This is a genomic window from Nostoc sp. UIC 10607 (assembly GCF_047228265.1).
Taxonomy (GTDB): Bacteria; Cyanobacteriota; Cyanobacteriia; order Cyanobacteriales; family Nostocaceae; genus Nostoc; species Nostoc foliaceum_A.
In genome coordinates this window covers 39,583-62,778 of the sequence record NZ_JBIQNW010000039.1, presented here as the reverse complement: position 1 = coordinate 62,778, position 23,196 = coordinate 39,583, and the positions used below count along the sequence as shown (strand labels likewise).

The following is a 23,196-nucleotide window of genomic DNA, read 5'->3' as shown; positions in this document are numbered from 1 at the left end:
ATGTCTACTGGAGGTGCGGCGATGAAGGCGATTACGAAGCAAGCTGTGGCGGCTAGTAGGGTAGGGATCATGACTACACCGAACCAACCGATGTAGATACGGTTGTTGGTGCTGGTAATCCAGCTACAAAACCGCTCCCATACGTTGGCGCTTTCGCGACGTTGTAAGGTTGTTGTCATTGTTTTATAAATGCGATTATTTGCGGATGAATTAGGTAGGTTTGACTACCTGTTACACATCTTAAAGAATTTATTTCGTTTTGTAAAGTACTTTCACAAAAAAATTTTTCTTTGGATTTACGCACCTGCAATAGAAAATCCCCAATCCACCAAAAAAGGGGGTGTATGAACCTCTAATCGTTTTCTTGGTAAGCTTTTGCCAAAATAGCAATGAAGATTGTCGCTGACGATCTTCTACGTAGCAATGATTGGCTAAGATTTCCCAGCCATAGTTTTAGATACAATGGGAATTCCTAATCGCCCTGAAGACGGGTTGCGGGTTCGATTTAAGACTCAGTAAAATCTTTTATGGCACCTTCTATAGAGATAAATTTGCCTGAAAGAGTTTTGCAACGCTTGCAAACAGCGAGAGATATCGTCAACCAAAGCGTTAACTCTTTCAGTAACTCAGTCCAACAAGCTGGACAGTCTTTGCAGGATACAGCAGCTACCACGACCGATAGGGCAATTAATACAGTTACTACAACTATTGAACAAGCTAAAGGTTCTTTAGAACAAAGTTGGCAACCGATTGATCAATTTAAGAGTACAACATCGGGAGCAGTAAAAACAGCAATTAGTTCTTCTGTTAATGATTGGCTGACACAACAACCTATAGTTTATCGGTTAGTTCAAATACTAGGTTGGGCAGCTAATCACCCAATTATTAGCTTAGTAATTCTGCTTGTCGCACTTGCTCTCATCTGGAGCATCATCAAAGCAATTGTTCGCTTGATTGAAACAGCTAGTTGGTCAATACTCCAAGTTCCGTTAAAATTGCTTCAGGCTTTGATGAAAGTTAGCTTTTTATTCTTAACTAAAATTGGCAGTTCTGCTATTCATCGAATCACACCTACTAAAACGATTGATAACCTGCCAGCTTTGCCACCTGAAAATTTTCAACAAAATAAGCAACAACGATTGGTAGAAATTTCTAGTCGCTTAGAAGCAATTCAAAAGGAACAAAATGAGCTTTTGCAAGAAGCCGCAAACTTGATTGCTTCCGACACTATTGATATAGAAATTTCAAAAATTAAACAGCTAAGAAGCGTTGAATCACATCTTGGCTGAGTTCGGCTGTGGAACCGGAAGCGACAATACCACCTTTTTGCATAGCGTAATAGTAATCAGCCTGACGGACAAAGTGCAAATGCTGCTCTACCAATAAAACTGAAATACCTGTGGTTTCGACAATGCGACGGACTGCGGCTTCAATTTCTAGGATGATGGAGGGTTGAATACCTTCAGTGGGTTCATCTAAGACGAGTAGTTGAGGTTCTCCCATTAGAGCACGTGCGATCGCTAATTGTTGCTGCTGTCCCCCACTCAAATCGCCACCCATCCGCGAAAGCATGGTTTTTAACACCGGGAATAAGCTAAAAACTTCCTCTGGAATTTCTGCTTTTTTTACTGGTTTGCGTCTAGCTTCCAACCCCAGCAGCAGATTTTCTTTGACTGTCAACCGGGGGATAATTTCTCGTCCTTGGGGGACATAACCAATTCCCAACTTTGCCCTTTGGTCGGGAGATTTTGAGTTGATTAATTGTTCAGCTAAGTTAATTGTACCGCTGCGGGGTTTGAGTAAACCCATGATGGTTTTGAGTAATGTAGATTTACCTACACCATTGCGTCCAATTAGGCAAACCATTTGCCCAGATGGTACGCTTAAATCTACATTGCGGAGAATGTGGCTTTCGCCGTAGTAAACGTTGAGGTTAGAGATTTTTAGCATTAGAAATTTTGAACGTTTGAATTGTTGATTAGTTCAAGGCTGTATGACAGTACAGTTGAACGGGAAAAGCCTCGAACTAATGCTAGAGCCACTAATTCTGCTAGAACATAGTTGTGCGTAAGCCGAGTTCTGCTTGTAGTAGAAATCAGTTCAACTGCTCTTTCATGTTGTGGTTCATCTTTATGGAGAAAGCAGAGCAATCCTGACGTATCAAGCAGCATAATCTATATTCCAATACTTAAAAGTCATTGGCGTAAGCTTTTGCCAAGTCAGCATCAATGCTTTCGTTGTCTATACCTGTGGCATAACCCAAGCTAATTGCACCTGCATAACTAAGTAAACGTTGACGTGCTTCTTCTGGCTGAGTTTCGGGTTGTAGCTTTGCACCAGTCAGAAGACCATCCTGCCTATCAAGAGATGTCACAATCAATTCTGCTACTGAAAGCCCTACGGCATCAGCTTGCTGCTGCAAAGCTGCATAGACATCATCACTTAATTCTAGTGTTAGCAGTTGGCTCATAGGAATAAACGATTTCAACTAAAGCTAGGGAAATTATAGCTTTTCTCCACTAATATTCTGAAGCGGTTCGGCTGATTATAGTATGTGGTAGTCTGTGCAGGGTAAGAAGGCAAAGCAAATGACCCAAACGACGAAAACCCAAAAACTGCTGACCTTTGAAGAATATCTTAGTTCGTGATTATCGCTACAAGGGGACGGAGTATGCCGCTAGGGAAATATTAGAGTACTGGATTGTTGACCCACAGATGCAACAAATTATGATTTGCCAGTGGGTGGAGGGACAGTATGAGGATAAGGTATTTACAGGTGCTACTTGCATGGAATCACTAGTAATTGTTGATTTGGTGCTAACAGTAGAGCAGGTGTTTAACAGCGCAAATCGACCAGAATTACCAAGCGAATAGAAAATGGAGTCGAGTTTTTCATTCTTCCTGTTTTCCTAAATATACTTCAATCACACGTGAGTCATTTTGAACTTCCTCAAAATTCCCTTCGCACAGCACTGAACCTTCGTGTAACACTGTTACTTTCTTGGCAATTTGACGCACAAATTCCATATCATGTTCAATTACTAAAATTGAATGACTTTGCGCTAGCGCTAAAAGTAATTCGCCGATGTTATAGGTTTCTTCATCTGTTAAACCCGCAACGGGTTCATCAACAAGTAATAAATCTGGAGACTGTGCTACTAACATCCCAATTTCCAACCGTTGCTTTTCGCCGTGAGAAAGTAAACCTGCTCTGATATCAGCTTTAGGAGTTAAACCGATGGTTTCTAATAATCCTTTAATATTATTCTTTTCAACAGTATTAGAACGTTCAAACAGAGTAGAAAAGACATTTTTCTTCTTGTTACTGGTAATTTCTAGATTTTCGCGGGGCGTTAAATTCAGGTAAATTCGAGGTGTTTGAAACTTACGCCCAATTCCCAATCGCGCAATTCGATATTCTGGTAAAGAACGTAGGTTTCTTCCTTTGAATAAAACTCGTCCAAGGGTTGGTTGCACTTTCCCGGTAATCACATCTAGAAACGTTGTCTTTCCCGCTCCATTGGGGCCAATTACTACCCGTAATTCACCCACATCCATGCTAAAGTTAAGCTGATTTAGCGCCCTAAATCCGTCAAAATTAACAGTTACGTTTTCAGTTTCCAATATTTTCGCGTTCATGTTGCACTTCGGGGTCTTCTTCCAAGGTGGGATATGTCGCAATTTCTTGACGACGGTTGAAAAAGGAAATATTCTGACTACGCAACCATCCAACTATGCCGTCAGGAAGGACTGTGACGACTATCAAAAATAGTGCGCCTTGGAAAAATAGCCAGATTTCGGCAAATTGTTCACTTAAAAAAGTGCGGGCATAATTTACTAATAAAGTTCCGACAATCGCCCCAATCAAAGTAGCACGTCCCCCCACAGCTACCCAAATCACCATTTCAATGGAAAAGGCAATATCCATTGCTCTGGGTGATACAGAACCACTCTGAATAGTGTAGAATGCTCCTGCGATGCCTGCGATCGCACCGGAAACTGCAAACACCAACACCTTAAAATCTGTAGGGTCATAGCCAGAAAATCTTACCCGACTTTCATCATCACGAATAGCTATCAACAATCTGCCAAAGCGTCCAGTTGTCAACCAGCGACAAATCCCGTAAGTGGCTGCGAGAAACAGTACTGTCAACGTGTAGAAAAGCAATTGCGTCTTGGCATCGCTGACCGTTGCCCCAAACAAAGTTGTAAAATCTATCAGTCCATTTGTACCGTTGAAAAGTTGTTGTTGACCGTTAAAGAAGTTGAAAAATACGATAGTTCCGGCTTGAGTCAAGATAGAAAAATAAACTCCCTTGAGGCGATTTCGGAAAACCAAATATCCCAATAATCCCGCCAATAACCCTGGAATTAGTACCACACCAGCCATTGTCAAAGGAAAAGAATAAAAAGGTTGCCAAAATGCGGGAAGTTCCGTAACTCCATAAAGCCCCATGAAATCAGGTAACTCACCAGTAGGGACTTGCAGTTTCAGGTACATTGCGATCGCATATCCACCCAAACCAAAGAAAATACCATGTCCCAAACTTAGTAAACCAGTATAACCCCAAATCAAATCGATACCCAAAGCCACAATCGCCAGCGATAAAAATCGTCCCAACAAATTTAGACGAAACTCCGACAGCACCATTGGCATAACAATTATAAGGAAGAGTGCGATCGCAACCACTACCCCCACCTCAAGTAATAACCCTCTTCCCCTTTTCCTCATTCTCTGCGTCCTCCCTTCGGGTTCACCAGTCGCCTGCGGTTCGCGTCAGCGTCTCGTAAGAGAGGGAAACCCTCCCGCAGCGCTGGTTCACTGCGTCTCTGCGGTTTAAACATCAACAGTACGTCCCTTCTGTGGAAAAATCCCTCCAGGCTTCCACTGTAAAAACACAATAATCAGCGCAAATACCATCACCTTCGCCATACTCGTCGTTGCAAAAAAAGTAAATAAATCAGCCAAAGGTTTAACAGGACTCAACAACAAAGCCAGAGTCCCAGAACCAATTAAAAAATTAGCCGTACCAATCCCCAAAGCAGCCACAATCGTACCTGCTAAATTGCCCACACCCCCAACGACAACAACCATAAAAGTATCAATAATATAGTTTTGTCCCGTATTTGGCCCTACAGAACCGAGCAAACTAATCGCACATCCAGCCACACCAGCCAAACCAGAACCCAGTGCAAAAGTAATCGCATCAACCTTTTGAGTTGGGATACCCAAACAAGCACTCATACTCCGATTTTGTGTCACAGCCCGAATTTTTAAACCCCAGCTAGAACGTTGTAAAAATAAATAAATTCCCGTCACACAGATTATTGTTAAACCAATAATAAATAACCTGGCAAAGGGTAATTGTACACCACCCAAAGATATCCCTGCTTGTAACCAAGTCGGTGCTGTTACATCCACATTTTGAGCACCAAACCAAGGTTGAGTTGCTGCTAGCTGATAAGTTTGACTCAATACATTGCCCGTTGTGATTGTCACCCCCAGCGATAATAAAAATATCACGGCTACAATCCAGTTACGAACTCTTCCCAAATCTGTGCGGGAATTTAAAATCCATAAACCTCCAAAAAATAATAGAGAAAACAAAGCTATGCCAATTATTAATACCCAATTCACACTGCGAACAAACTGCTGAAAAATTAAACTAACTCCCCAAGTTGCCAAGAGAGTTTCTAGAGGCCGTCCATAGAGATAACGAATCACGCCTCTTTCTAGAATTAATCCCACAGCAGCCGTGAAAATAAAAGCGATAATCAAAGCCAAAAATATATAGACTTCAAACCATACTCCGCCCAATTGCTTACATACATTTTGCACAACAAATGTTGTATAAGCGCCGAACATCATCAATTCACCATGCGCCATATTGATAACGCCCATCAATCCAAATATAATAGCTAGTCCTAACGCTGCAATCAATAATACAGCGCCAATACTAATGCCATTAAATACAGCTTCTAAAAATCCTGCTAACACTTTTTTCCTCACTACTTATTCGTAATTACCTGTAAAGTGTGTCACGGCACGAGTGAGTAAACATAGCGGCAATAAATATTTTTACCGTAACCCACTAAGATAAAGAGTGCGTTGCGCTTCGCTAGAACGCACCCTACAAAGTTAAAATTGACTAATTCGTAATTTGTAATTAATTACGAATTACGAATTACGAATTACGAATTATTTACGCTTTCTTGTATTTACCACCCTTCGCCGGGTCATTCCAATCACAGGCAAATCCCTTAGTCTCTTTGACAAATTGATTCCAAGGAACTGGCTCAACTGCTGTTGGAGTCGCATAGACAATATCAAACAATCCATCTTGCCTAACTTGACCAATTCGCACAATTTTAGATATGTGATGATTGGCATCCATTGTCACTTTACCTTCAGGCGCATCTAGAGTTTGACCATAAGCTGCCGCCCGCACTTTTTCTAAATCAGTAGTCCCAGCTTTTTCTACTGCTTGCTTCCACAAATAAACTGCAATGTATGCTGCTTCCATTGGGTCATTTGTCACCCGATTTTCACCATATTCTTTCTTGAAAGCTGCAACAAACTTCTTATTAGCAGGTGTGTCTACTGTTTGGAAATAGTTCCAAGCTGCATAGTGACCTTTGAGATACTCTACACCAATTGCTTTTACTTCTTCTTCCGCAATACTTACAGACATAGAGGGATATTTATCTGGTGTCAATCCAGCCCCTTTCAATTGTTTAAAGAAAGCAACATTGCTATCACCATTTAAAGTGTTATAAATCACGCCACCATTGGGCAAATTTTGCTTGATTTTAGTTATAATTGGTGTAACTTCTGTATTGCCAAGAGGTAAGTAATCTTCACCAACTGTTTTTCCACCTAAAGCTTCTAGTTGAGCTTTAATAATTGTGTTAGCTGTCCGGGGAAAAACATAGTCTGAGCCAACTAAGAAGAATTCTTTGCCCTTATTTTTTAACAGCCAATCAACAGATGGTTCAATTTGTTGATTTGGCGCAGCACCAGTGTAGAAAATATTTTTAGAACACTCCTGACCTTCGTACTGCACAGGATACCAGAGCATATGATTTTTGCTCTCGAATACTGGCTTCACATTCTTGCGGCTAGCAGAAGTCCAACAACCAAAAACTACAGTGACTTTATCTTGATCTATTAGCTTGGTTGCCTTTTCTCTAAAAGTATCCCAGTTAGAAGCGCCATCTTCGGTAACTGCTTCAATTTGTTTACCCAAGATACCACCAGCGGCGTTAATTTCTTTGATTGCTAATTTTTCAGCATCGACAACGCTTTTTTCACTAATAGCCATTGTGCCACTAAGGGAGTGCAAAATACCTACTTTGATGGTGCCACCAGCAGTAGCAGCAGCTGGAGATGCAGCAGGAGGTGCAGCTGGACTCTCTGTAGCAGTTGGGGAATTATTCGCGCAAGCCTTCAGAAAAAAGCTGCTTCCAAAAGTTAGAGAACCGTAGATCAAAAACTTGCGTCTGTTAAATTGTCTTCTCATATCTTGATAAATTTTCCTCTTGATGAATCAACTAACTTAATAGAAAGCTGACAATATCAAACTTTAAAGTGTGATGATAGTGCGATAGTTTACTAGTAAAAAGTGACTTCTTATACAAAATGCCTAATTTTTGTAATAAAAAAATAACTTTATAATATTAATCTTTGTTAAGCCTAGTATTGTGATGTGAAATTATTGTCAACGATGAAGAGATAGCTGGACAATAATCTCATCTTCCTTGCCAGATGCAAAATTAGCAAAGCGCTTTGCCAAAGGTGGTATAATTACCAAAGGATTGCTAAACCCAGAGAATAGATGAACGGTCTCAAATCCTGGGATAGTACCAATTAAGGGCAGGCGATCGCTACTAAATGCCACCAAGCAATGATGCCAAATTCCTGGTAAATTCTCCAAAGCTGGCAAGATTTGACCAATACTTCTTCGCAACCATTTTTCACTTTCCTTTGAGTTTACCTTGGTATAAGGATCTGTGAGAACGCGGCTAATTTGACCGATGCGAAAGCTACCATCTTGAAACTGAATCGCACCCGCATCTAAAATTGGCGGTGCTGGCTCATTACCTAGTTCATCCCACAATTCATCAACTTGAGTAGATTCAGCTTCTAGTTGAAATCGTTGCAGATTAGCTGGCATAACTAAGGTGCGTAACTGCACATCCACGGGTGGGGTTTCAATGATTTCTGCATGGGTAAAATACAGTTTGACGGTAATACCAGCAGATTTTAGTAGTTGGCGGCTGAGTCCACCCGCACAAATGACAACGTTCGCACTATGAAAAGTTTCAGTAGTTGTTTTTACACCATCTTGCAGTATTTGTAATACTTGAGTAATCTGCATTTCACCCCCAGCACGCAGAAAGGCTTGGATGTAAGCTTGTGCTGTTTTTTCTGGATGGATATGACCGTGTTTAACAGTTAAAGCACCAGATATCGCCTCTCGATTTAACTGCGGTTCCAACTCACAAGCTTCTTGGGCACTCAGTAAACGGGGTGGAATGGCAAAATGATTATATGATGCCGCAGTTGTTTCTGGGTCATTAGCAGCTGAAATAGTTAGTAATAAATCTAATTCCCGAAACTGGATATCAGCGTCTAACTCTTGAGATAGGATATGGTAGCGTGCGATCGCTTCTTCGCACAATAGACGAGTTAGTGGTGTAGTACCCGACCAATAAGCAAGTCCACCATAACTATAGCGAGTTGCATTCTGTGGTGTGCCGTATTCCTCCAACAAAAGTACAGCAAAACCTGTTTTTACTAATTCGTATGCCAGTGCAGCACCCGCAATTCCACCACCAACCACAATCCAGTCGTAGGTTTTCATATTAAATGTCTTTCTTAATTACGAATTACGTTAGCGTAGCGGTAGCGAGTCCGCGAGCGTCATTACGAATTACGAATTACCATAAGTTGCTTGTAAACGACTTAAAAGATATTCTCCCGCCAGGATAGGCGGATAAATAGGCGATTGTTCTTTCTGGCAACTCTCAAGACAAGCTATTTCTGTATCATCATTCGGATGACAGAAAAAAGCGATAGAATAACGGGACTGGTTCACCGTGCGATCGCTGGGAATCATTACTCGATGCTTGGTTGAGCAAAACATATCATTTGTCCACCGTTGCATTAAATCGCCAGTATTAACTACCACAGTATCAGGAATCGCAGGCGCGGCAATCCACTCTCCAGATGCTGTCTGTACTTCCAACCCGCCAACGTCATCTTGGAAAAGTAAGGTAATACTACCATAATCTGAATGCTCACCAGCACGCACCTGTCCAAGTTTGGGTGGTGTTTGCAATGGGGGATAGTGGAGCGATCGCAAGGTATGATTTTGTTGATTGTGTTTTGTTATAAAAAAATTTTCTGGCAATTCCAACGCCAAAGCATAAGCTTGTAACACTGTATTAGCAAGTTCTGTGCAACTATCATAAAAGGCAAGAATAGAAGCATCTATCCCCATAGCCGCTTGTTTGTTTACATTAAACGCTTCTTTCAAGTCGCCTGGTTTGTTGGGGTCAAGACGTTCTCTCTCAAGACCAACGTATCCTATATTATTAAACTCATCACTCCAAGCTTGCTTTTGCTTAACTTCTAAGGGTAAATTGAAGAAATATTTGCTGTAAGTGAATACTTGCCTGATTATGTCTTTTGATATTCCTAAATTCTGCAAGTACATAAAGCCAATTTCATGACAAGCCTGATAGATTTGTTTGATAATATTTTGCCGAGTTATTGTGTCGCCATTGGTAAACCCAGTTAAATCTATTATGGGAATTGTAACCATTTATATATAATTAAAAAATTTGTGTTTTTGTTTTGTTAACAGTAGTATACTCAAAACCTAAGGTACGGAACTTTACAATGACTCTTGCTCCTTGGCGAAGCGCGATAGCTCATGCACTCCATCGCAATCGCAGCCTTGTTTATGCCCGTTACCTCCAACTAGCAACAGTGCAAGCGAACGGTCGCCCCGCTAATCGTACCCTAGTGTTTCGCGGCTTTCTGGAAGATACAAACCAGCTAAAATTTATCACCGATAACCGTAGCGCTAAAGCCGACCAGATACAGCAACAACCTTGGGCTGAAGTTTGCTGGTACTTTCCCAATACACGAGAACAATTCCGAATCACTGGCTGTTTAACCCTGGTAGGTAATGATGATTCGCACCATAATTTACAGCCAGCCCGCATTTCCATGTGGCGAGAACTGAGTGATGCTGCACGTTTACAGTTTGCTTGGCCTCATCCTGGTAAACCTAGAGTCCTGGAATTAGAAGCCTTTGAGCCACCAGCACCCGATCCAGTGCAGCCAGTGCCTAATTTTTGCCTACTGCTACTCGACCCAGTGCAGGTAGACCACTTAGAATTACGCGGCGAACCACAAAATCGAAGATTTTATCGCCGCGATGAAAATCAAAAATGGTTTTGTGAAGAAATTAATCCTTAATTTTGTCAGTTAGGAGTTATGAGTTGGAAGGTGCAAGGATAATTTTTATTCCTCACTCCTCACTCTTAACTCCTAACTTTATTTAAATACCCGCACCATCTAGAAACTGCTGTATTGCCTTATCTTTAAGGTTACACACAGGAGCATTTTCTGATAAATCAGCTTGGTTAGAAGCTACACAACCTGCCAACACAAGAGTTTTTTCAGAAGAGTTGGTGCGCTGAAGAGTTTGTATTTGTTCTTCCAGTGCCTCAATCCGGTCTACTAGAGCACGAATTACTTCGGCTTCCGAATCTGGTAAGTTATTGTGTTCAAGAGGTGCAACCCGGACTCCAGAACGATATATAATCCGCCCAGGCACGCCCACTACTGTACAGTCAGAAGGAACATCCCTTAGAACAACAGACCCAGCACCAATACGGACATTATTGCCAACTTGGATATTGCCCAGTACCTTCGCTCCAGCTCCAACTACAACATTTTCACCCACAGTGGGATGGCGCTTGCCACATTCTTTACCAGTACCCCCAAGAGTGACACCTTGATAAATTAGGGCATAGTCTCCCACGATCGCAGTTTCACCAATTACTACACCCATCCCGTGGTCAATAAACACACTTTGCCCAATGGCTGCACCAGGGTGGATTTCAATTCCAGTCAAAAACCGAGCCAAGTGAGAAATTAGGCGGGGAATAAAGGGAAGACCAACAGTATACAGCCAGTGAGCCAGCCTATGGAATAGCAGGGCTTGCAAACCAGGGTAACAAAATAAAACTTCCAACCAGTTACGGGCAGCTGGGTCACGTTCAAATATGATACGAAAGTCAGCACGAAGTGTAGATAGCACGAGATAGCACCCTCGGAAAGCACAACAAGCTACTCTCCCATATTATCGTCTCAGGCGTTACACCTAATAATTGGAAATGGGACATTGGGCATTGGGAAGAGGACTTAGGGACAAGGAGAAGGGAAAGACTTGTTGTAAGTTATTTCACTTAAGTCACCTTATCCCCTTGTCTCCTCTACCCCTCTGTTCCCTCATCTCCCTACTCCTTACTTCATTTCTGCTCCACCGTCAGAGTATAATCACGCTTGACCCCAGGGTTAAATGTACCCACCCAAACCCGATAGGTACCATTTTTCCAGTTGCGATCGCTAATGCTAGCATCTTTACTTTTGCCAGTGTCATCACCGCAACGAATTGTTGTTTTATCTGGGCCTTGGATGAGTAAAGTGGTGTCAGTGTTGTTGCTATCGATTTGTATTGTCAGCTGGGAAAAGTCCTTTTCCAAAACCATAATGTGATCTGGATTGGGATCGGCAAAGCCAATACAGGCTTTTTGATCGCGATCGCGGTTACTTATGGCAGACAATGAGTAAGAACCACCTGTAAACCCTTGCAGTGTTCCTTGTGCTGGATCAAAGTTTGTAGATAGATTGAGAGTACCAAAATTTGCTGTCTCTGCTATTACTGGCGTAGCTGTGATGGCGGTAAGTATAGCCAACAACCAGCCGCCGCGAAACTGAAGTCGGGGGCGACAGTATTTCATAGTAGCCCTCCAACAGGCTGTTAGATTAGTAATGATATATACATATTCTAGTTAAAAAATTCCAGTGAAATTTCAGTTACTTGTGCCACATTAAAATGTGCCACAAGTAATGCCATTAAAAGCAGGCAGCTAATTGCTAGGTTGTTTCTTGATCTAGACAGCAGCTACAATTAGCGAACTGATAATTTAGATGTAATTACCTCTGTTGGTTGGAGAATTTTTTCCCTTAAAGAAAACCCTCGACGGACGATTTTAGATCAGCAGCCAATAGCTATCCAAAGATTAAAAATACAAATAGCAAAGGTTACATAAAATTTACCTAAATATCATGGATCAAGAAAATGCAGAAGGTAAAATTATTTTACCTTCTGCATTTTTAACTTATGTGAAAATATCACGAATTATTGAGTTTGAAGAAAATGCCACCTTTGAGCGATCGCGTGTCAGTTCCGTAACTACTGACTGTGAGCGATCGCAGATTATCAAAAAACGGTTTACCTAAAACTTCTACTAACTTGAGAACTGGTACTTGACGCTCTAACAAATTCTGACTCTTTGTCCAGTCAAGATATATATAGCCTTGATTTGGTAGGGGAATCGCAGCAATACTATCTTGGAATTTGGCATTGTCAATTAGGGAATTATCCTTGGTTGTGAGAATTTCATTCATCGTCTCTAAGTCAGATGTGAAAACTTCGTAATTTCCTAAAGTTGTATGCAATCCTCGCACTTTTGTTTCAATACTGAACGATGGCCGCTCTTTGACATCTGCTTTTGTAGTAGCCGTAGTTAACTCTGTCCAAGCAGAGATTTTTTGCTTGTCTATATTCAATGGATTAATGCTGAGTCCGTTGGATGAAGCGATCGCATCTAATCGAGCAACGCCTTGTTCTACACTCTCGGATTTTTCCACCACAAAAATCCAATGGGGGGTTGTTTGTTCTTTATCAGGTAACAATGCTATGGCATATTCTCCCTGTACCCAGCTAAAAATATCCTCTGGTAAGTTTATGCCCCAGCGTTTTTGAACATCCGCTAAAGGTTTTGCTAACCGAGAAACTACATCTTCCCCAGAACCATATATAGTTGCTGTTGCTTGTCTCCAGAGTTTGGCTAAATCACTGTTACCCAAATTACTCAAATTTGAGCCGGAAATGGCCAAACCTGCGGAGGCTGGAATATATTGCAATGCTCCTACAGGTTTAGACAGTGGTGAGGATGGGGGGACAATTTCCGATGAAGTTAAAAAGGTGGTTTCTGCTAGTAATCCTTTGGGGTTCAACGCCAGGGAAATTATTTCGCTGTCATAGGTTTGTTCTGGCAGCTCTAACCCTTGCCATTTTGCGACGATGGGAAGATTTAAGAAAGCTACAGCTAAACTCCCTTTGGGCAGTTCTTTGGTAGCTTTTTGATATTCGGAGGAGCTAGTCAAATTTAGATCGGGTGCTTGGACATTATTGATAGCATCTCGTAGAACTTTAGGATCGTTGGCAAACAATACAAAGCCTTCACCGACAACAGCACCTGCAAGTAAGTCTTGTTCTGATTGAGAATTGTCAGAAATCAGCTTTATACCTTTATATTGTTCAACAGCTAAGTTTGCCCCAGCTAACGCCCGTTTGGAAAACAGCAACTCGACAAACTCGCGGCTTTTCTCCGGTTGCTTGCTTGCTAGTGCTAATAGATACCCTGGCTGCTGTCCGTTTTCTGGATCGCGATCAATATCTAAGGTGGTAATAGCTAATGTAATTTCGTTCCCTAACCAAGGTTGAATATCTTGTTTGTAATCTATACCACTCTTGGCGAATAAACTGGTTTTGAGTTTAGATAGTTCTCCTTCACGCTCCAACGCCTGTAAACGGTCAGGATTCACCAGCAATGAAACCATTGCAGGGGAAAGTTTCGACACGAATATGGCTGCACTAGGCTGAGAGGTAGAAGCAATGAGGTTAGCCGGACTTTTGCCGAAAAACCAGTAGAAACTAGCGATCGCAATTACTAGCAGTGCGATCGCACCAGCTACGATAAAACCAATAAATGAGCGTTGCCTATTCACATTAAACCTTTAAAAAAGACGGTTTACAGCCATTTAAGCAGAAAGCCTACCAGGATTTATCAGCCTTCTTGAGAATGGATACTCATGCAAAGGCAGAGATTTTCTGCCACCATAAATAGGATTAGGACTGTTTATAGGGAATTCTTTTAGTTAACCCATGAACCAGATTAGTGTACAAGAACTGGCACAACGTCTTTCTTCTGGTGATGCAAGTATTCAGTTAGTAGATGTACGCGAACCACAAGAATTGGAGATTGCTAGCATTGAGGGCTTTGTCAATCTACCCCTGAGCCAATTTGCCGATTGGGGAGATCAAGTCCCTAACCTCTTCAATCCCCAAGCTGAAACCCTTGTACTATGCCACCACGGCATCCGCTCTGCCCAGATGTGCCAGTGGTTAATTGCTCAAGGTTTTACAAATGTGCAAAATATTTCAGGTGGTATTGATGCTTATTCTGTCTTAGTAGACCATTCAATTCCCCAGTATTAGCTAGTGTTTAGGTGCATTACTCAGATGGAACTTACTCTTCCATCTGGCTTTTGGTATGCTGAAAATAACACCACATTTTAGGGGCTTGCTAGGAAAGCTTATAAGTTTATCTACTGGTTATATATCTTACAGAACTTTTCGACCCCGATCTTATGCTGCGATCACCGCAAAAGTACGTATCCCACAATACTTTTATCAGTGTAGAATTATGCAAACATAAAGCAAAAAGGATGTTGTCAATTCAAACCCTCAGTTATTGCTGCAAAAGCCTAGATTATATTGAAAGCGCACTTTTAAAGAGTTATGTACTTGAACCTTAAAATTAATTATCACAATATAGTTGTATAATTTGTTATCTTAATAAACTATTAATATTCTTTGGTTTCGATCAATCCAGAAATTTTTCCAGAGTTTGATTAAAATTTGCCTCTAGCAAAACATACCCTATGGAAGTCCAGTTAACAAATCGACAACAGCATATACTTTGGGCAACTGTACGTCACTACATTGCTACGGCAGAGCCTGTTGGTTCAAAGGCTTTGATCGAGGAGTACGATCTGGGTGTAAGCTCGGCGACAATTCGCAATGTGATGGGCGTTTTAGAAAAGTCTGGGTTACTTTACCAACCACACACCTCTGCCGGACGAATACCTTCTGACTCAGGTTACCGCATTTATGTTGACCAGTTAATTACCCCTTCTCTGCGTTCGCGCAGTGTGTCGCAGACAGATGCTACGCGAACAGAATATTTAGGGCGAGAAGTAGAGTTGGCACTGCAAAACCGCCTCCAGTGGGAAGATTGGAGTTTAGAAACTCTATTGCAAGGAGCAGCACAAATTTTAGCAACCTTGAGTGGTTGCATTAGCTTGATTACTATGCCGCAAACTACTACAGCACTATTGCGACATCTGCAATTAGTGCAAATTGAAGCGGGGCGGATCATGTTAATTGTAGTGACCGATGGTTATGAGACACATTCCAAGTTGATGGATTTGTCGCCAACACCAGAGGAAACACAACGGGATTCAGAGGTAATCGATCGCGAGTTGCAGATTGTTTCTAACTTTTTGAATAGCCATTTGCGGGGGCGAAGTCTATTGGAATTAGCCAACCTCAACTGGAGCGAACTAGATCAGGAGTTCCAACGCTACGGGGAATTCTTGAAAAATTCAGTTGCCGAATTGACTCGTCGGACTCATGCGCCGACTGCAACACAAATTATGGTTCGGGGTGTGTCAGAAGTTTTGCGCCAGCCAGAATTTTCCCAGTTGCAGCAAGTACAAACGATTATCCACCTGCTGGAAGAAGAACAAGACCAACTATGGCGATTAATATTTGAAGAACCAGAGCAGGAGGATGTAGGTAAGCCAAGGGTAACGGTTCGCATTGGCGCAGAAAACCCACTAGAACCGATACGTACCTGCACCTTGATTTCTTCCAACTATCGCCGAGGTTCAATACCAGTAGGAAGTGTGGGAGTTTTGGGGCCAACGCGTCTAGATTATGAAAGTGCGATCGCAGTTGTGGCATCTGCTGCTGATTATCTCTCAGAAGCTTTTAGTTATTTCAATCCTTAAATAGGGATTAATCCTATCAGGTGATGTCTCTAACTCGAAGCACTGGTATAAAATCGCAACGCAAACCGCCAAAACCAAGTAGAAGCGAAAAACAGCACTACTGCCAATATTGCCGCACCTATCAACCAGCTAATTTCACTCCTACCCAATAGCGCTTGGGCTGGGACAGTAGTTAAAAATGCTACTGGCATCACAAAGGTAAAGAAAAAACGGTAAGCAGTAGGATATGCTGCGATGGGATATCGTCCAGCTTCCAACAAACCACGCAAAACTTCTGTGACGTTGTATATTTTGACGAACCAGATACTCATCGCTCCCAGCATAAACCACAGGCTGTACAGAATCACCAAGCTGAATAATAATGGCAGCACACCAAGTAGATAGTCGTCTATCCCTACACCGAGGCGTTTACCCGCGTAGCCAATAATAACACTACCAAAAATTAGATCCGGCATTCCCCAAGGTGAAAGGGTATGGGTGGAAAGCCAAAACTGACTGCGGATAGGTTTTAATAATATAAAGTCCAAAGTGCCTTCTTGGACATGGCGGACAATGCGATTTAAGTTCGACGCCAGAAAAGTAGCAGAAAAGCCTTGTAGTAAGGTAAAAAGTCCTAGAACTACTAAAGCTGCTTCCCATGACCAACCACTAAAAGTGTAGCCAGTCCGGTAAAACAAGAATAGTCCAAAGAGGCTACCGACAAGATTTCCCAAGCTGCTGAGGGTAGCTATGAAAAAGTTAATCCGATACTCTAACTCTGCTGCGATCGCAGCACTCCAAAATAGTCTTAGTACTTTCAAATATCTTTGCATCTTGCACCCTTATCCCAATATGTTCCATCTGTCATGACATTTCCATAATTTACACAATAACTTTAAGGAAATTTAATATTACTTTTTATTCAGGAAAATTGCTAAACGTTAAGATGTTGTGGATCTATTGTTGAAAGGTAAGAAATTCTATGGATCTGGATTTACCAGAACTAATGAAATCACTCGGCTACTTTGAGGTATGAGCAATTATCTTTGCTGAATCTGGCTTGTTAATTGGTATATTTATTTACTAAATTTTGCTAAATCCTGGTGATATATGGCTAAACTATCTAACGAATTACAACGCTATTTTTTTGAGGAAGATCGACCCTCAAAAGTAACTTTGGCAGAGATTTTACTATTAGCAAAAGAAAGAATTTTTGGATTTTTGCTGATTATCCTGTCTTTACCTTCAGCTTTGCCAGTTCCAGCACCAGGATACTCAGTCCCTTTCGGCATCCTGATTTTCCTATTAGCGGTACAGCTAATCGCCGGTGCCAAAACCCCCTGGCTACCCAAGCGGATGATGAGTCACCCTATCCAACTCACAACAGTTCAGGGATTCTTGAAAGCAGGGATTCCTTGGTTAAAAAGAATTGAAGCGATCGCTCGTCCTCGTCTGAGCTATATCTGTACTACTTTACCTGGTAGAGTGACCATTGGTATAGCGATCGCCTTGATGGCAATTTCTATGATGATTCCGATTCCAGGAACTAATACCCTACCAGCAATGGGAATTTTTGTAACTAGCTTTGGTTTATCGGAAGATGATGGCGCTATTAGCTTGGGTGGTTTAGTTATGTGTGTGCTGGGGGCAGTTTTAACTACTTCCATACTTTTGGCATTGGTTTGGGGTGGTTCCAGTCTTCTTGACATCATCAAGACTTGGCTAGGTCGTTGAAATAGCAAAAATACTACTTAAGATCACGATGGCTCCCTTAAACACCAACCTCTATCTGTTCCTAGAAAATCTCCTCTTTTTCCTAATTGCCACACTTTTTATTGTGGTTGTAAATTGGGGGTGGAAACACACAAAGCCCTATACTCTACCTCTACCATTTCCCGCTTGGTATAAAATCTGGTTTGGCTCAGTGCAACTGCTAGGAGTACTGCTGCCATTAGTAGTTATGCTTTTGTGGGGTGTCTGGTGGGGCGATCGCAGTGTGTTAACTGTGCTTGGTTGGTATTTTATCGTATTAGGGTTGCAAATCATCTCTGAGAGAGTAACACTCAGGCAGTTGCAAAATGTAGTGTGGGTGATGGTACCTTATATATACCTGCCTTACCGCTTCTGGCAGTTGTATGAGGGTTTGACACTTTTGGATTCCAAAAGCGAGTTGCAGTGGGTACGATATTTGTTGGTTTTTGAATTGGTGCTGTGGATTGTTAACTACGCCATAGATGTATCTCAATTGCCACGGCTGTTTCGCTGGGAAGTAAAATCAGACTCTGGCCTTAGCTAGGGATTAAAATAATTCGTAATTCGTAATTCGTAATTCGTAATTCGTAATTCAGTTTTGTAACAGAGATTTAGACACTGCTACAAAACTTACCGCTTGTTTGCTTTTTACTGAAACCCACAGAATTAGTTAATCGCAGAATTAGCCATTTTTACCAAAGAAGTGCGATTGCCTGCTTTCAACCCAACAATATATTGCACACCCTGTTGTCTCCAAGTCAAGGTAGCATCTGAGCAATTAGCACCACAAGTAAAATCCACAAAATAGCCAGTAATGCCCTTAGCTAAGGATACAGGTTTACCAGTAAGGCGCGGTGTTTTGCGGGTTACAGCTTCAGCAGAAACAATGCCCAAACGACAGGCAGTTCCACCAGTACAATCGGGACTGAAACCCAGTAAAATTTCGTACTTTTTTTGCGTAGCAGCTTCTATAATTGCGTAAATTGGATTTTCCCCATCCGACTCAGGAATAAACTTCGGCAATAAAATCTTAATTTGAGTCTTTTGCTTTAATTTAGGCAGAATAGATTTAAAAACTGAGTGTGGCTGGGTTTTACTCTGCTGTGCTATCAATTGAGACTGGTTATTTATAGTAGCTATGGCTGACTTGTGAAAGCTGCCAACACTGACTAGTAAAAATACGGCACACACAGCACTGGTATTTCTGAAGCTTAAAATCATCTTTTAGAACCTATTTCATCTAAAGTATTTATTTGTAATACCCATCTTGGGTATCCAATTACGTATTAAAGAGCGCTTGGAGTCAGCTAAACTGAAGAAGAAATTGCTTAATAAGTTTTAATAATTCTGTTATGAGTACTGATTCACCTGTTAATTCCCCCGATAAGTCTGAATCCACATTAGGGAAGCGTTTGAGAAACTTTTTAATTGTAATGGTAGCGATCGCTCTTAGCGTTGCCCTCGTCTTAGGATTGCGAACTGAAACAACCTCGGCAACTCTAGCTAAATTAAGCGATTCGTCCACACCGTTAGAAGTAGCAATCAGCAATGGCAAACCATCTTTAGTAGAGTTTTATGCTGATTGGTGTACTGTCTGCCAGAAAATGGCACCAGATATCACTCAACTAGAAACAGAGTATGCTGACAAGATGAATTTTGTCATGCTGAATGTGGATAATACCAAGTGGCTACCCGAAATGTTGAAATATCGGGTGGATGGGATTCCCCATTTTGTATTTTTGAGTCAGCAAGGGGAAACCATAGCCCAAGCGATTGGGGATCAACCGCGCACGATTATGGCTAGCAATTTAAAAGCTTTAGTTACTGGTTCGTCTCTTCCCTATGCTAAAGCTAGCGGCAAAGTTTCCAAATTTTCAGCCCCAGTAGCACCAACGGCTAGTCAAGATGACCCCCGCAGTCATGGCAGCCAAGTGGTAAATTAGCACCTTCGAGGCATGGATTAGGAGAGCAGGGAGAGAGCGATCGCGCACTTTTATCTACAGCATCTCCCAATATTTGAGAACTAATCAATTTGTTCTCATCCAATTGGAGTTTTTCCATCCCCTTCATGCAATAGATTGCCGCTTGAGACGCTTATGAGCGTACATTAATTCGTCAGACTTGGCGATTAGTTGTTCTAGTGACATATTGCTTCCTGGTGAGTAACGCTCTATCCCCATACTCATCGAAAGTTCATAGCTACGGTTTTGCTGTTGATTAAAGTTGGCGATATTTGCTTGCAAACACGCTTGGATGCTATCAGCATCCTTAAAGTAGCTGGAGATGAAAACAATAAACTCATCTCCACCCAAGCGGGCAACAATATCTGAGTTCCGAAAACTTTGTTTGAGTAATCGAGCAGCATTAACAATTAAGGCATCTCCTATGTCGTGACCAAGGGTGTCGTTAATTTGTTTTAGTCCATCTAAATCAATGAAGATAACCCAGCACAAGACTCTCAGGCGATGAGCAATTTTTAATTGTTGTTCAGCCATCAAGAAAAAGCCACGTCGGTTATGCAAACCTGTTAGTTCATCAGTCAGCGATAAATGCCTTCCTTCAATCTCTGCTTCTTTGCGGTTGCGAACTTCCTGCATGAGTTCCATCTGAGCGATCGCCTGCCGAGTTAAGCGGCGCAGTGCATCCAACTGCTGGTAACTTAAAAAGCGAGGAATGGTATCGATTACACACAATGTTCCGAGGGGAAAACCATCAGGCGTAACTAGTGGGGCACCAGCATAAAAACGAATTTTAGGATTACCTTTGACTAAGGGATTGTTAGTAAAGCGATCGTCATTGATGGCATTGGGAACCACTAATATATCCTCTGGTTGAAAAATTGCATGGGCACAAAAAGACCACTCTCTGGGTGTTTCCCTAGCTTTTAGCCCAACCTTAGATTTAAACCATTGGCGATCGGCATCAACTAAGCTAATTAAAGCTATTGGAGTCTTACAAATATAGGCAGCAAGAGCAGTTAGGTCATCAAACGCTTCTTCAGGTAGGGTATCCAAAATATTGTAGTCCGCCAATGCTTTGAGCCTTTCTGCTTCATTCTCAGGTAGAGAAACAGCTTGCGTTTTCACAGATGAGTGTCTAAACCTTAGCCAGGAAAGTCTGGTACGTTGGAAATTTTGCAACAACCGCAGGATTACCTCTCCAGCATCAAGGCTGCGTGATAGAAACATCTCTGCAACGAAAATCAAGATTCGGTTGAATATAGAGAAATATTCTATTATGTGATGTTCTTCATGCCTTTGGTTTGCTCTGTTGTTCATGTCATCCTAGCTTTCACTGTGCAGATTCCCTGAGTATCTAGATACTTACAAGGTCTTGTGCCCAAAGCCAGTTTGAAAATGATCAATATAAACTAAAAATTATCAAAACTTATTATACTGTCAAAGTTCCGAGGGACGGCTTTCATCGGAACTTATTCTTTCATCAATCAATAGGCAACTAACCAGACTCACGGCAAAAATAAAAATGCGCGATCGCTAACACTAGTTCCTTAAGTTGAAAAACCCATTTTCTACTGACAAAGACCTTAGAGGATGTTTGAAAAGTATTTTTGGTAACATCTAAACCTAACCCCCCTAGCCCCCTTCTCTACAAGGAAATGGGGGTTTCAAAGCCTCTCGACCTTTCGGGGAGGCTCATGAGCGATCAACTTTGCAGCACAGTCCTGATTATTTCTGCATATAAGCGCAGAGATAATCCAATATAGGGAAACTCAAAGCCTGGAAAGCTTTGAATTAAGCATTGTCAGTTGTTGTCATACAATCTCAAATGGTTGCTCAAGCCTCAAGAATGCGATCGCACTCTCTCTTGATTCCTTCTAAAACCAGAATATTACACCTATCGCCAATTTTTTTGCGATAGGTGTAATATTTTTGCGAAAATTCATTTGCCCTTTGATAGAAGCAATTGGTGTGGAAACATCCTGATGCTCAGAAGTTGTCTCTGAATTCTTCTTTAGTAACGTTGCCTTGTACCAATTATTTTGGTACAAGGCAACGGTTGATACAGTTTGAAGAATCGGTTTCAGCTTTGATCCTTGATATGCAAGTAATATAAACCGTAGAAAACTTACCAACCAATTCGGACGGATGGGGAAATTTTGCCCAAACTAAAAATTAGTAATTTTACTCAGAGGAAAATGCACACAATATGAGCAATGCTGAACAAGCTGTGCAGAGATGAAATTACAGTTTTTAGAGGACTTCCAACTAAAAAAATATCCCATCGCTTTCTTGGCAGGGGAGCAGGGAGCAGGGGGGAGGAACAGTCGTGTTGAGTCCAGAAATTAGGATAATTTATTTTTTGGAGTTTCCTAGGACAAAAATAATGGAGAGAGTAATGATTACCGAAGAAGACTTAGCCCAACAATTTACCCTTATTATTGAGCAAGCTCACCCAAGAGTGTGGGAATTATTACGCCACTGCTATGTAAAAGTGCTAAATTCTAAATCAAAAGGAGTCTATATTGCTCATGCCAAATATATAAGGATTTACTGTCCTGATAGACTGATTGCTGCTGTAGTAGCAGAAAAAAATTTACTGATAGAAGTGGCAGAATATCTGGGGCTAGTTGAAGTTGTTTGCATGAATGCTACTAATCTGTTAAACGACCCCAAATCGAAGCTTAAGAATGTTTATCCTCAGTTGTGGTTAGATTTGCTGTGGATTGTTACGCAAAAGCAAGAATTATGAAAATTGGAGTTATCTCTTCTGCTGTGCATAACTTTGCTGCTAAATCTCTTAACACGATGGAATAATTTTCTCTCCCTGGAAGAATTTCCAATAACACATCAAGCTCGAATTAGTCCTTATATGACTCCAAAATTCCACTGCGAATCATTAGTTGTGGCCAAAACAACACAAAAAATCCCATCCACGTCATTACAGGGATAGAGACGAGAACTGTTAGCCAGATAGTTTTAAATAGTAACCAGCTACCACCAATTAGTGTTACACCTGTGAGAACTATAGACCAGGGTTGACACCACCAAGGTTTGTAGTTCCAGGGGCTTACGGGCTTTTGTTCAGACATTGGTTTTATTTAGTAAAACTCCAAATTTTCCTTTAACAATTTTTAGGGTAAATGATGTCCCAAAGTTCCAGAGTCGAACATGTTGACTTTGCCCGCACTTCTCTACGAGAGGCTGCGCACTAAGCGTAGCTATGCCGCAGGCTTGATAACAGAGCTACGTTACCATCGCAGGCATCGCTATCAATATTATCAAGGTTTTGGTAAAATTCGTGAGAAATCTTCGCCAAAACGACCCTTGAAGGCAATCTATGCA

At 41.5% G+C, this 23,196-nt stretch carries 24 protein-coding genes and 1 pseudogene; 9 read left to right on the top strand and 16 right to left on the bottom strand.

Annotated elements, in window-relative coordinates; translation table 11 throughout:
* A pseudogene (locus ACEYW6_RS25370) lies at window positions 1–179 on the bottom strand (photosystem II q(b) protein); the annotation flags it as partial.
* 348 nt (window positions 180–527) lie between these two features.
* Here ACEYW6_RS25370 and ACEYW6_RS25365 point away from each other — a divergent pair.
* Window positions 528–1,289: a hypothetical protein gene (locus tag ACEYW6_RS25365; protein WP_412981931.1), complete on the top strand. Its 762-nt coding sequence runs from the start codon at window positions 528–530 to the stop codon at window positions 1,287–1,289.
* On the opposite strand, the gene urtE is transcribed toward ACEYW6_RS25365, so the two are convergent.
* Together urtE and ACEYW6_RS25355 are read right to left on the bottom strand one after the other, a co-directional pair.
* Window positions 1,252–1,950, bottom strand: coding sequence for an urea ABC transporter ATP-binding subunit UrtE (urtE, locus tag ACEYW6_RS25360; protein WP_196513202.1), 699 nt, complete (start codon window positions 1,948–1,950; stop codon window positions 1,252–1,254). The two genes, ACEYW6_RS25365 and urtE, sit on opposite strands and share 38 nt — an antisense overlap.
* Before the next feature lie 238 nt (window positions 1,951–2,188).
* Window positions 2,189–2,470: a hypothetical protein gene (locus ACEYW6_RS25355; RefSeq protein WP_412981930.1), complete on the bottom strand. Its 282-nt coding sequence runs from the start codon at window positions 2,468–2,470 to the stop codon at window positions 2,189–2,191.
* Window positions 2,471–2,625: 155 nt separating this feature from the next.
* On the opposite strand from ACEYW6_RS25355, the gene ACEYW6_RS25350 reads away from it, so the two are divergent.
* Window positions 2,626–2,874, top strand: a complete 249-nt coding sequence (locus ACEYW6_RS25350) for a Uma2 family endonuclease (protein ID WP_412981929.1) — start codon at window positions 2,626–2,628, stop codon at window positions 2,872–2,874.
* Between the two features lie 18 nt (window positions 2,875–2,892).
* Here ACEYW6_RS25350 and urtD read toward each other — a convergent pair whose 3' ends face one another.
* The 6 genes from urtD to ACEYW6_RS25320 all read right to left on the bottom strand — a co-directional run bounded on the left by urtD (window position 2,893) and on the right by ACEYW6_RS25320 (window position 9,827).
* Window positions 2,893–3,639, bottom strand: coding sequence for an urea ABC transporter ATP-binding protein UrtD (gene urtD / locus ACEYW6_RS25345; protein ID WP_412981928.1), 747 nt, complete (start codon window positions 3,637–3,639; stop codon window positions 2,893–2,895).
* Window positions 3,614–4,732, bottom strand: a complete 1,119-nt coding sequence (gene urtC / locus ACEYW6_RS25340) for an urea ABC transporter permease subunit UrtC (protein ID WP_412981927.1) — start codon at window positions 4,730–4,732, stop codon at window positions 3,614–3,616. Before urtC ends, urtD begins: the two co-directional genes overlap by 26 nt.
* A 105-nt stretch (window positions 4,733–4,837) precedes the next feature.
* A complete protein-coding gene (locus ACEYW6_RS25335; RefSeq protein WP_412981926.1) occupies window positions 4,838–5,998 on the bottom strand; it encodes an ABC transporter permease subunit in 1,161 nt (386 codons plus the stop codon).
* Window positions 5,999–6,203: 205 nt separating this feature from the next.
* The gene (gene urtA / locus ACEYW6_RS25330; RefSeq protein ID WP_196513208.1) at window positions 6,204–7,520 is read right to left on the bottom strand and encodes an urea ABC transporter substrate-binding protein; all 1,317 of its coding nucleotides are present in this window, start codon (window positions 7,518–7,520) and stop codon (window positions 6,204–6,206) included.
* Between the two features lie 198 nt (window positions 7,521–7,718).
* On the bottom strand, window positions 7,719–8,864 hold the full coding sequence (locus ACEYW6_RS25325; RefSeq protein ID WP_412981925.1) for an NAD(P)/FAD-dependent oxidoreductase: 1,146 nt from the start codon (window positions 8,862–8,864) through the stop codon (window positions 7,719–7,721).
* Window positions 8,865–8,933: 69 nt separating this feature from the next.
* Complete coding sequence (locus ACEYW6_RS25320; RefSeq protein WP_412981924.1) at window positions 8,934–9,827, bottom strand: isopenicillin N synthase family dioxygenase; 894 nt, start codon at window positions 9,825–9,827, stop codon at window positions 8,934–8,936.
* Window positions 9,828–9,904: 77 nt separating this feature from the next.
* Here ACEYW6_RS25320 and ACEYW6_RS25315 point away from each other — a divergent pair, with 77 nt between their 5' ends.
* Window positions 9,905–10,489 (top strand): Npun_F5749 family FMN-dependent PPOX-type flavoprotein, encoded by a 585-nt coding sequence (locus tag ACEYW6_RS25315; protein WP_412981923.1) that lies wholly within the window; start codon window positions 9,905–9,907, stop codon window positions 10,487–10,489.
* Between the two features lie 82 nt (window positions 10,490–10,571).
* On the opposite strand, the gene cysE is transcribed toward ACEYW6_RS25315, so the two are convergent.
* From cysE to ACEYW6_RS25300, 3 genes are all read right to left on the bottom strand, one after another.
* Entirely contained in the window at window positions 10,572–11,336 is a 765-nt protein-coding gene (cysE, locus tag ACEYW6_RS25310) for a serine O-acetyltransferase (RefSeq protein WP_412981922.1), read from the bottom strand.
* Between the two features lie 211 nt (window positions 11,337–11,547).
* Complete coding sequence (locus tag ACEYW6_RS25305) at window positions 11,548–12,039, bottom strand: hypothetical protein (protein WP_412981921.1); 492 nt, start codon at window positions 12,037–12,039, stop codon at window positions 11,548–11,550.
* A gap of 394 nt (window positions 12,040–12,433) precedes the next feature.
* Entirely contained in the window at window positions 12,434–14,095 is a 1,662-nt protein-coding gene (locus ACEYW6_RS25300; RefSeq protein WP_412981920.1) for a DUF3352 domain-containing protein, read from the bottom strand.
* Between the two features lie 157 nt (window positions 14,096–14,252).
* Between ACEYW6_RS25300 and ACEYW6_RS25295 the strand changes: the two genes are divergently transcribed.
* Together ACEYW6_RS25295 and hrcA are read left to right on the top strand one after the other, a co-directional pair.
* Window positions 14,253–14,585: a rhodanese-like domain-containing protein gene (locus ACEYW6_RS25295; RefSeq protein ID WP_190894461.1), complete on the top strand. Its 333-nt coding sequence runs from the start codon at window positions 14,253–14,255 to the stop codon at window positions 14,583–14,585.
* A gap of 446 nt (window positions 14,586–15,031) precedes the next feature.
* Window positions 15,032–16,162, top strand: a complete 1,131-nt coding sequence (gene hrcA / locus ACEYW6_RS25290) for a heat-inducible transcriptional repressor HrcA (RefSeq protein WP_412981919.1) — start codon at window positions 15,032–15,034, stop codon at window positions 16,160–16,162.
* Between the two features lie 29 nt (window positions 16,163–16,191).
* Here hrcA and ACEYW6_RS25285 read toward each other — a convergent pair whose 3' ends face one another.
* Window positions 16,192–16,974 carry an ABC transporter permease gene (locus ACEYW6_RS25285; RefSeq protein ID WP_196513216.1) on the bottom strand — a complete coding sequence of 261 codons (783 nt, stop codon included), beginning with the start codon at window positions 16,972–16,974 and terminating at the stop codon, window positions 16,192–16,194.
* A 277-nt stretch (window positions 16,975–17,251) separates the two neighbouring features.
* Between ACEYW6_RS25285 and ACEYW6_RS25280 the strand changes: the two genes are divergently transcribed.
* Both ACEYW6_RS25280 and ACEYW6_RS25275 read left to right on the top strand, forming a co-directional pair.
* A complete protein-coding gene (locus ACEYW6_RS25280) occupies window positions 17,252–17,875 on the top strand; it encodes an exopolysaccharide biosynthesis protein (RefSeq protein ID WP_412981918.1) in 624 nt (207 codons plus the stop codon).
* A gap of 28 nt (window positions 17,876–17,903) precedes the next feature.
* Complete coding sequence (locus tag ACEYW6_RS25275; protein ID WP_412981917.1) at window positions 17,904–18,437, top strand: hypothetical protein; 534 nt, start codon at window positions 17,904–17,906, stop codon at window positions 18,435–18,437.
* Between the two features lie 122 nt (window positions 18,438–18,559).
* Here ACEYW6_RS25275 and ACEYW6_RS25270 read toward each other — a convergent pair whose 3' ends face one another.
* Window positions 18,560–19,114, bottom strand: coding sequence for a hypothetical protein (locus ACEYW6_RS25270; protein WP_412981916.1), 555 nt, complete (start codon window positions 19,112–19,114; stop codon window positions 18,560–18,562).
* 131 nt (window positions 19,115–19,245) lie between these two features.
* On the opposite strand from ACEYW6_RS25270, the gene ACEYW6_RS25265 reads away from it, so the two are divergent.
* A complete protein-coding gene (locus ACEYW6_RS25265) occupies window positions 19,246–19,836 on the top strand; it encodes a thioredoxin family protein (RefSeq protein ID WP_412981915.1) in 591 nt (196 codons plus the stop codon).
* Window positions 19,837–19,959: 123 nt separating this feature from the next.
* Here the strand turns inward: ACEYW6_RS25265 and ACEYW6_RS25260 are convergent, their stop codons facing one another.
* Entirely contained in the window at window positions 19,960–21,171 is a 1,212-nt protein-coding gene (locus tag ACEYW6_RS25260) for a sensor domain-containing diguanylate cyclase (protein WP_412981914.1), read from the bottom strand.
* Between the two features lie 1,078 nt (window positions 21,172–22,249).
* On the opposite strand from ACEYW6_RS25260, the gene ACEYW6_RS25255 reads away from it, so the two are divergent.
* Window positions 22,250–22,603, top strand: a complete 354-nt coding sequence (locus ACEYW6_RS25255) for a hypothetical protein (protein ID WP_412981913.1) — start codon at window positions 22,250–22,252, stop codon at window positions 22,601–22,603.
* A 109-nt stretch (window positions 22,604–22,712) separates the two neighbouring features.
* On the opposite strand, the gene ACEYW6_RS25250 is transcribed toward ACEYW6_RS25255, so the two are convergent.
* Window positions 22,713–22,943 (bottom strand): DUF6737 family protein, encoded by a 231-nt coding sequence (locus ACEYW6_RS25250; protein ID WP_190894472.1) that lies wholly within the window; start codon window positions 22,941–22,943, stop codon window positions 22,713–22,715.
* Window positions 22,944–23,196 lie beyond the last annotated feature (253 nt).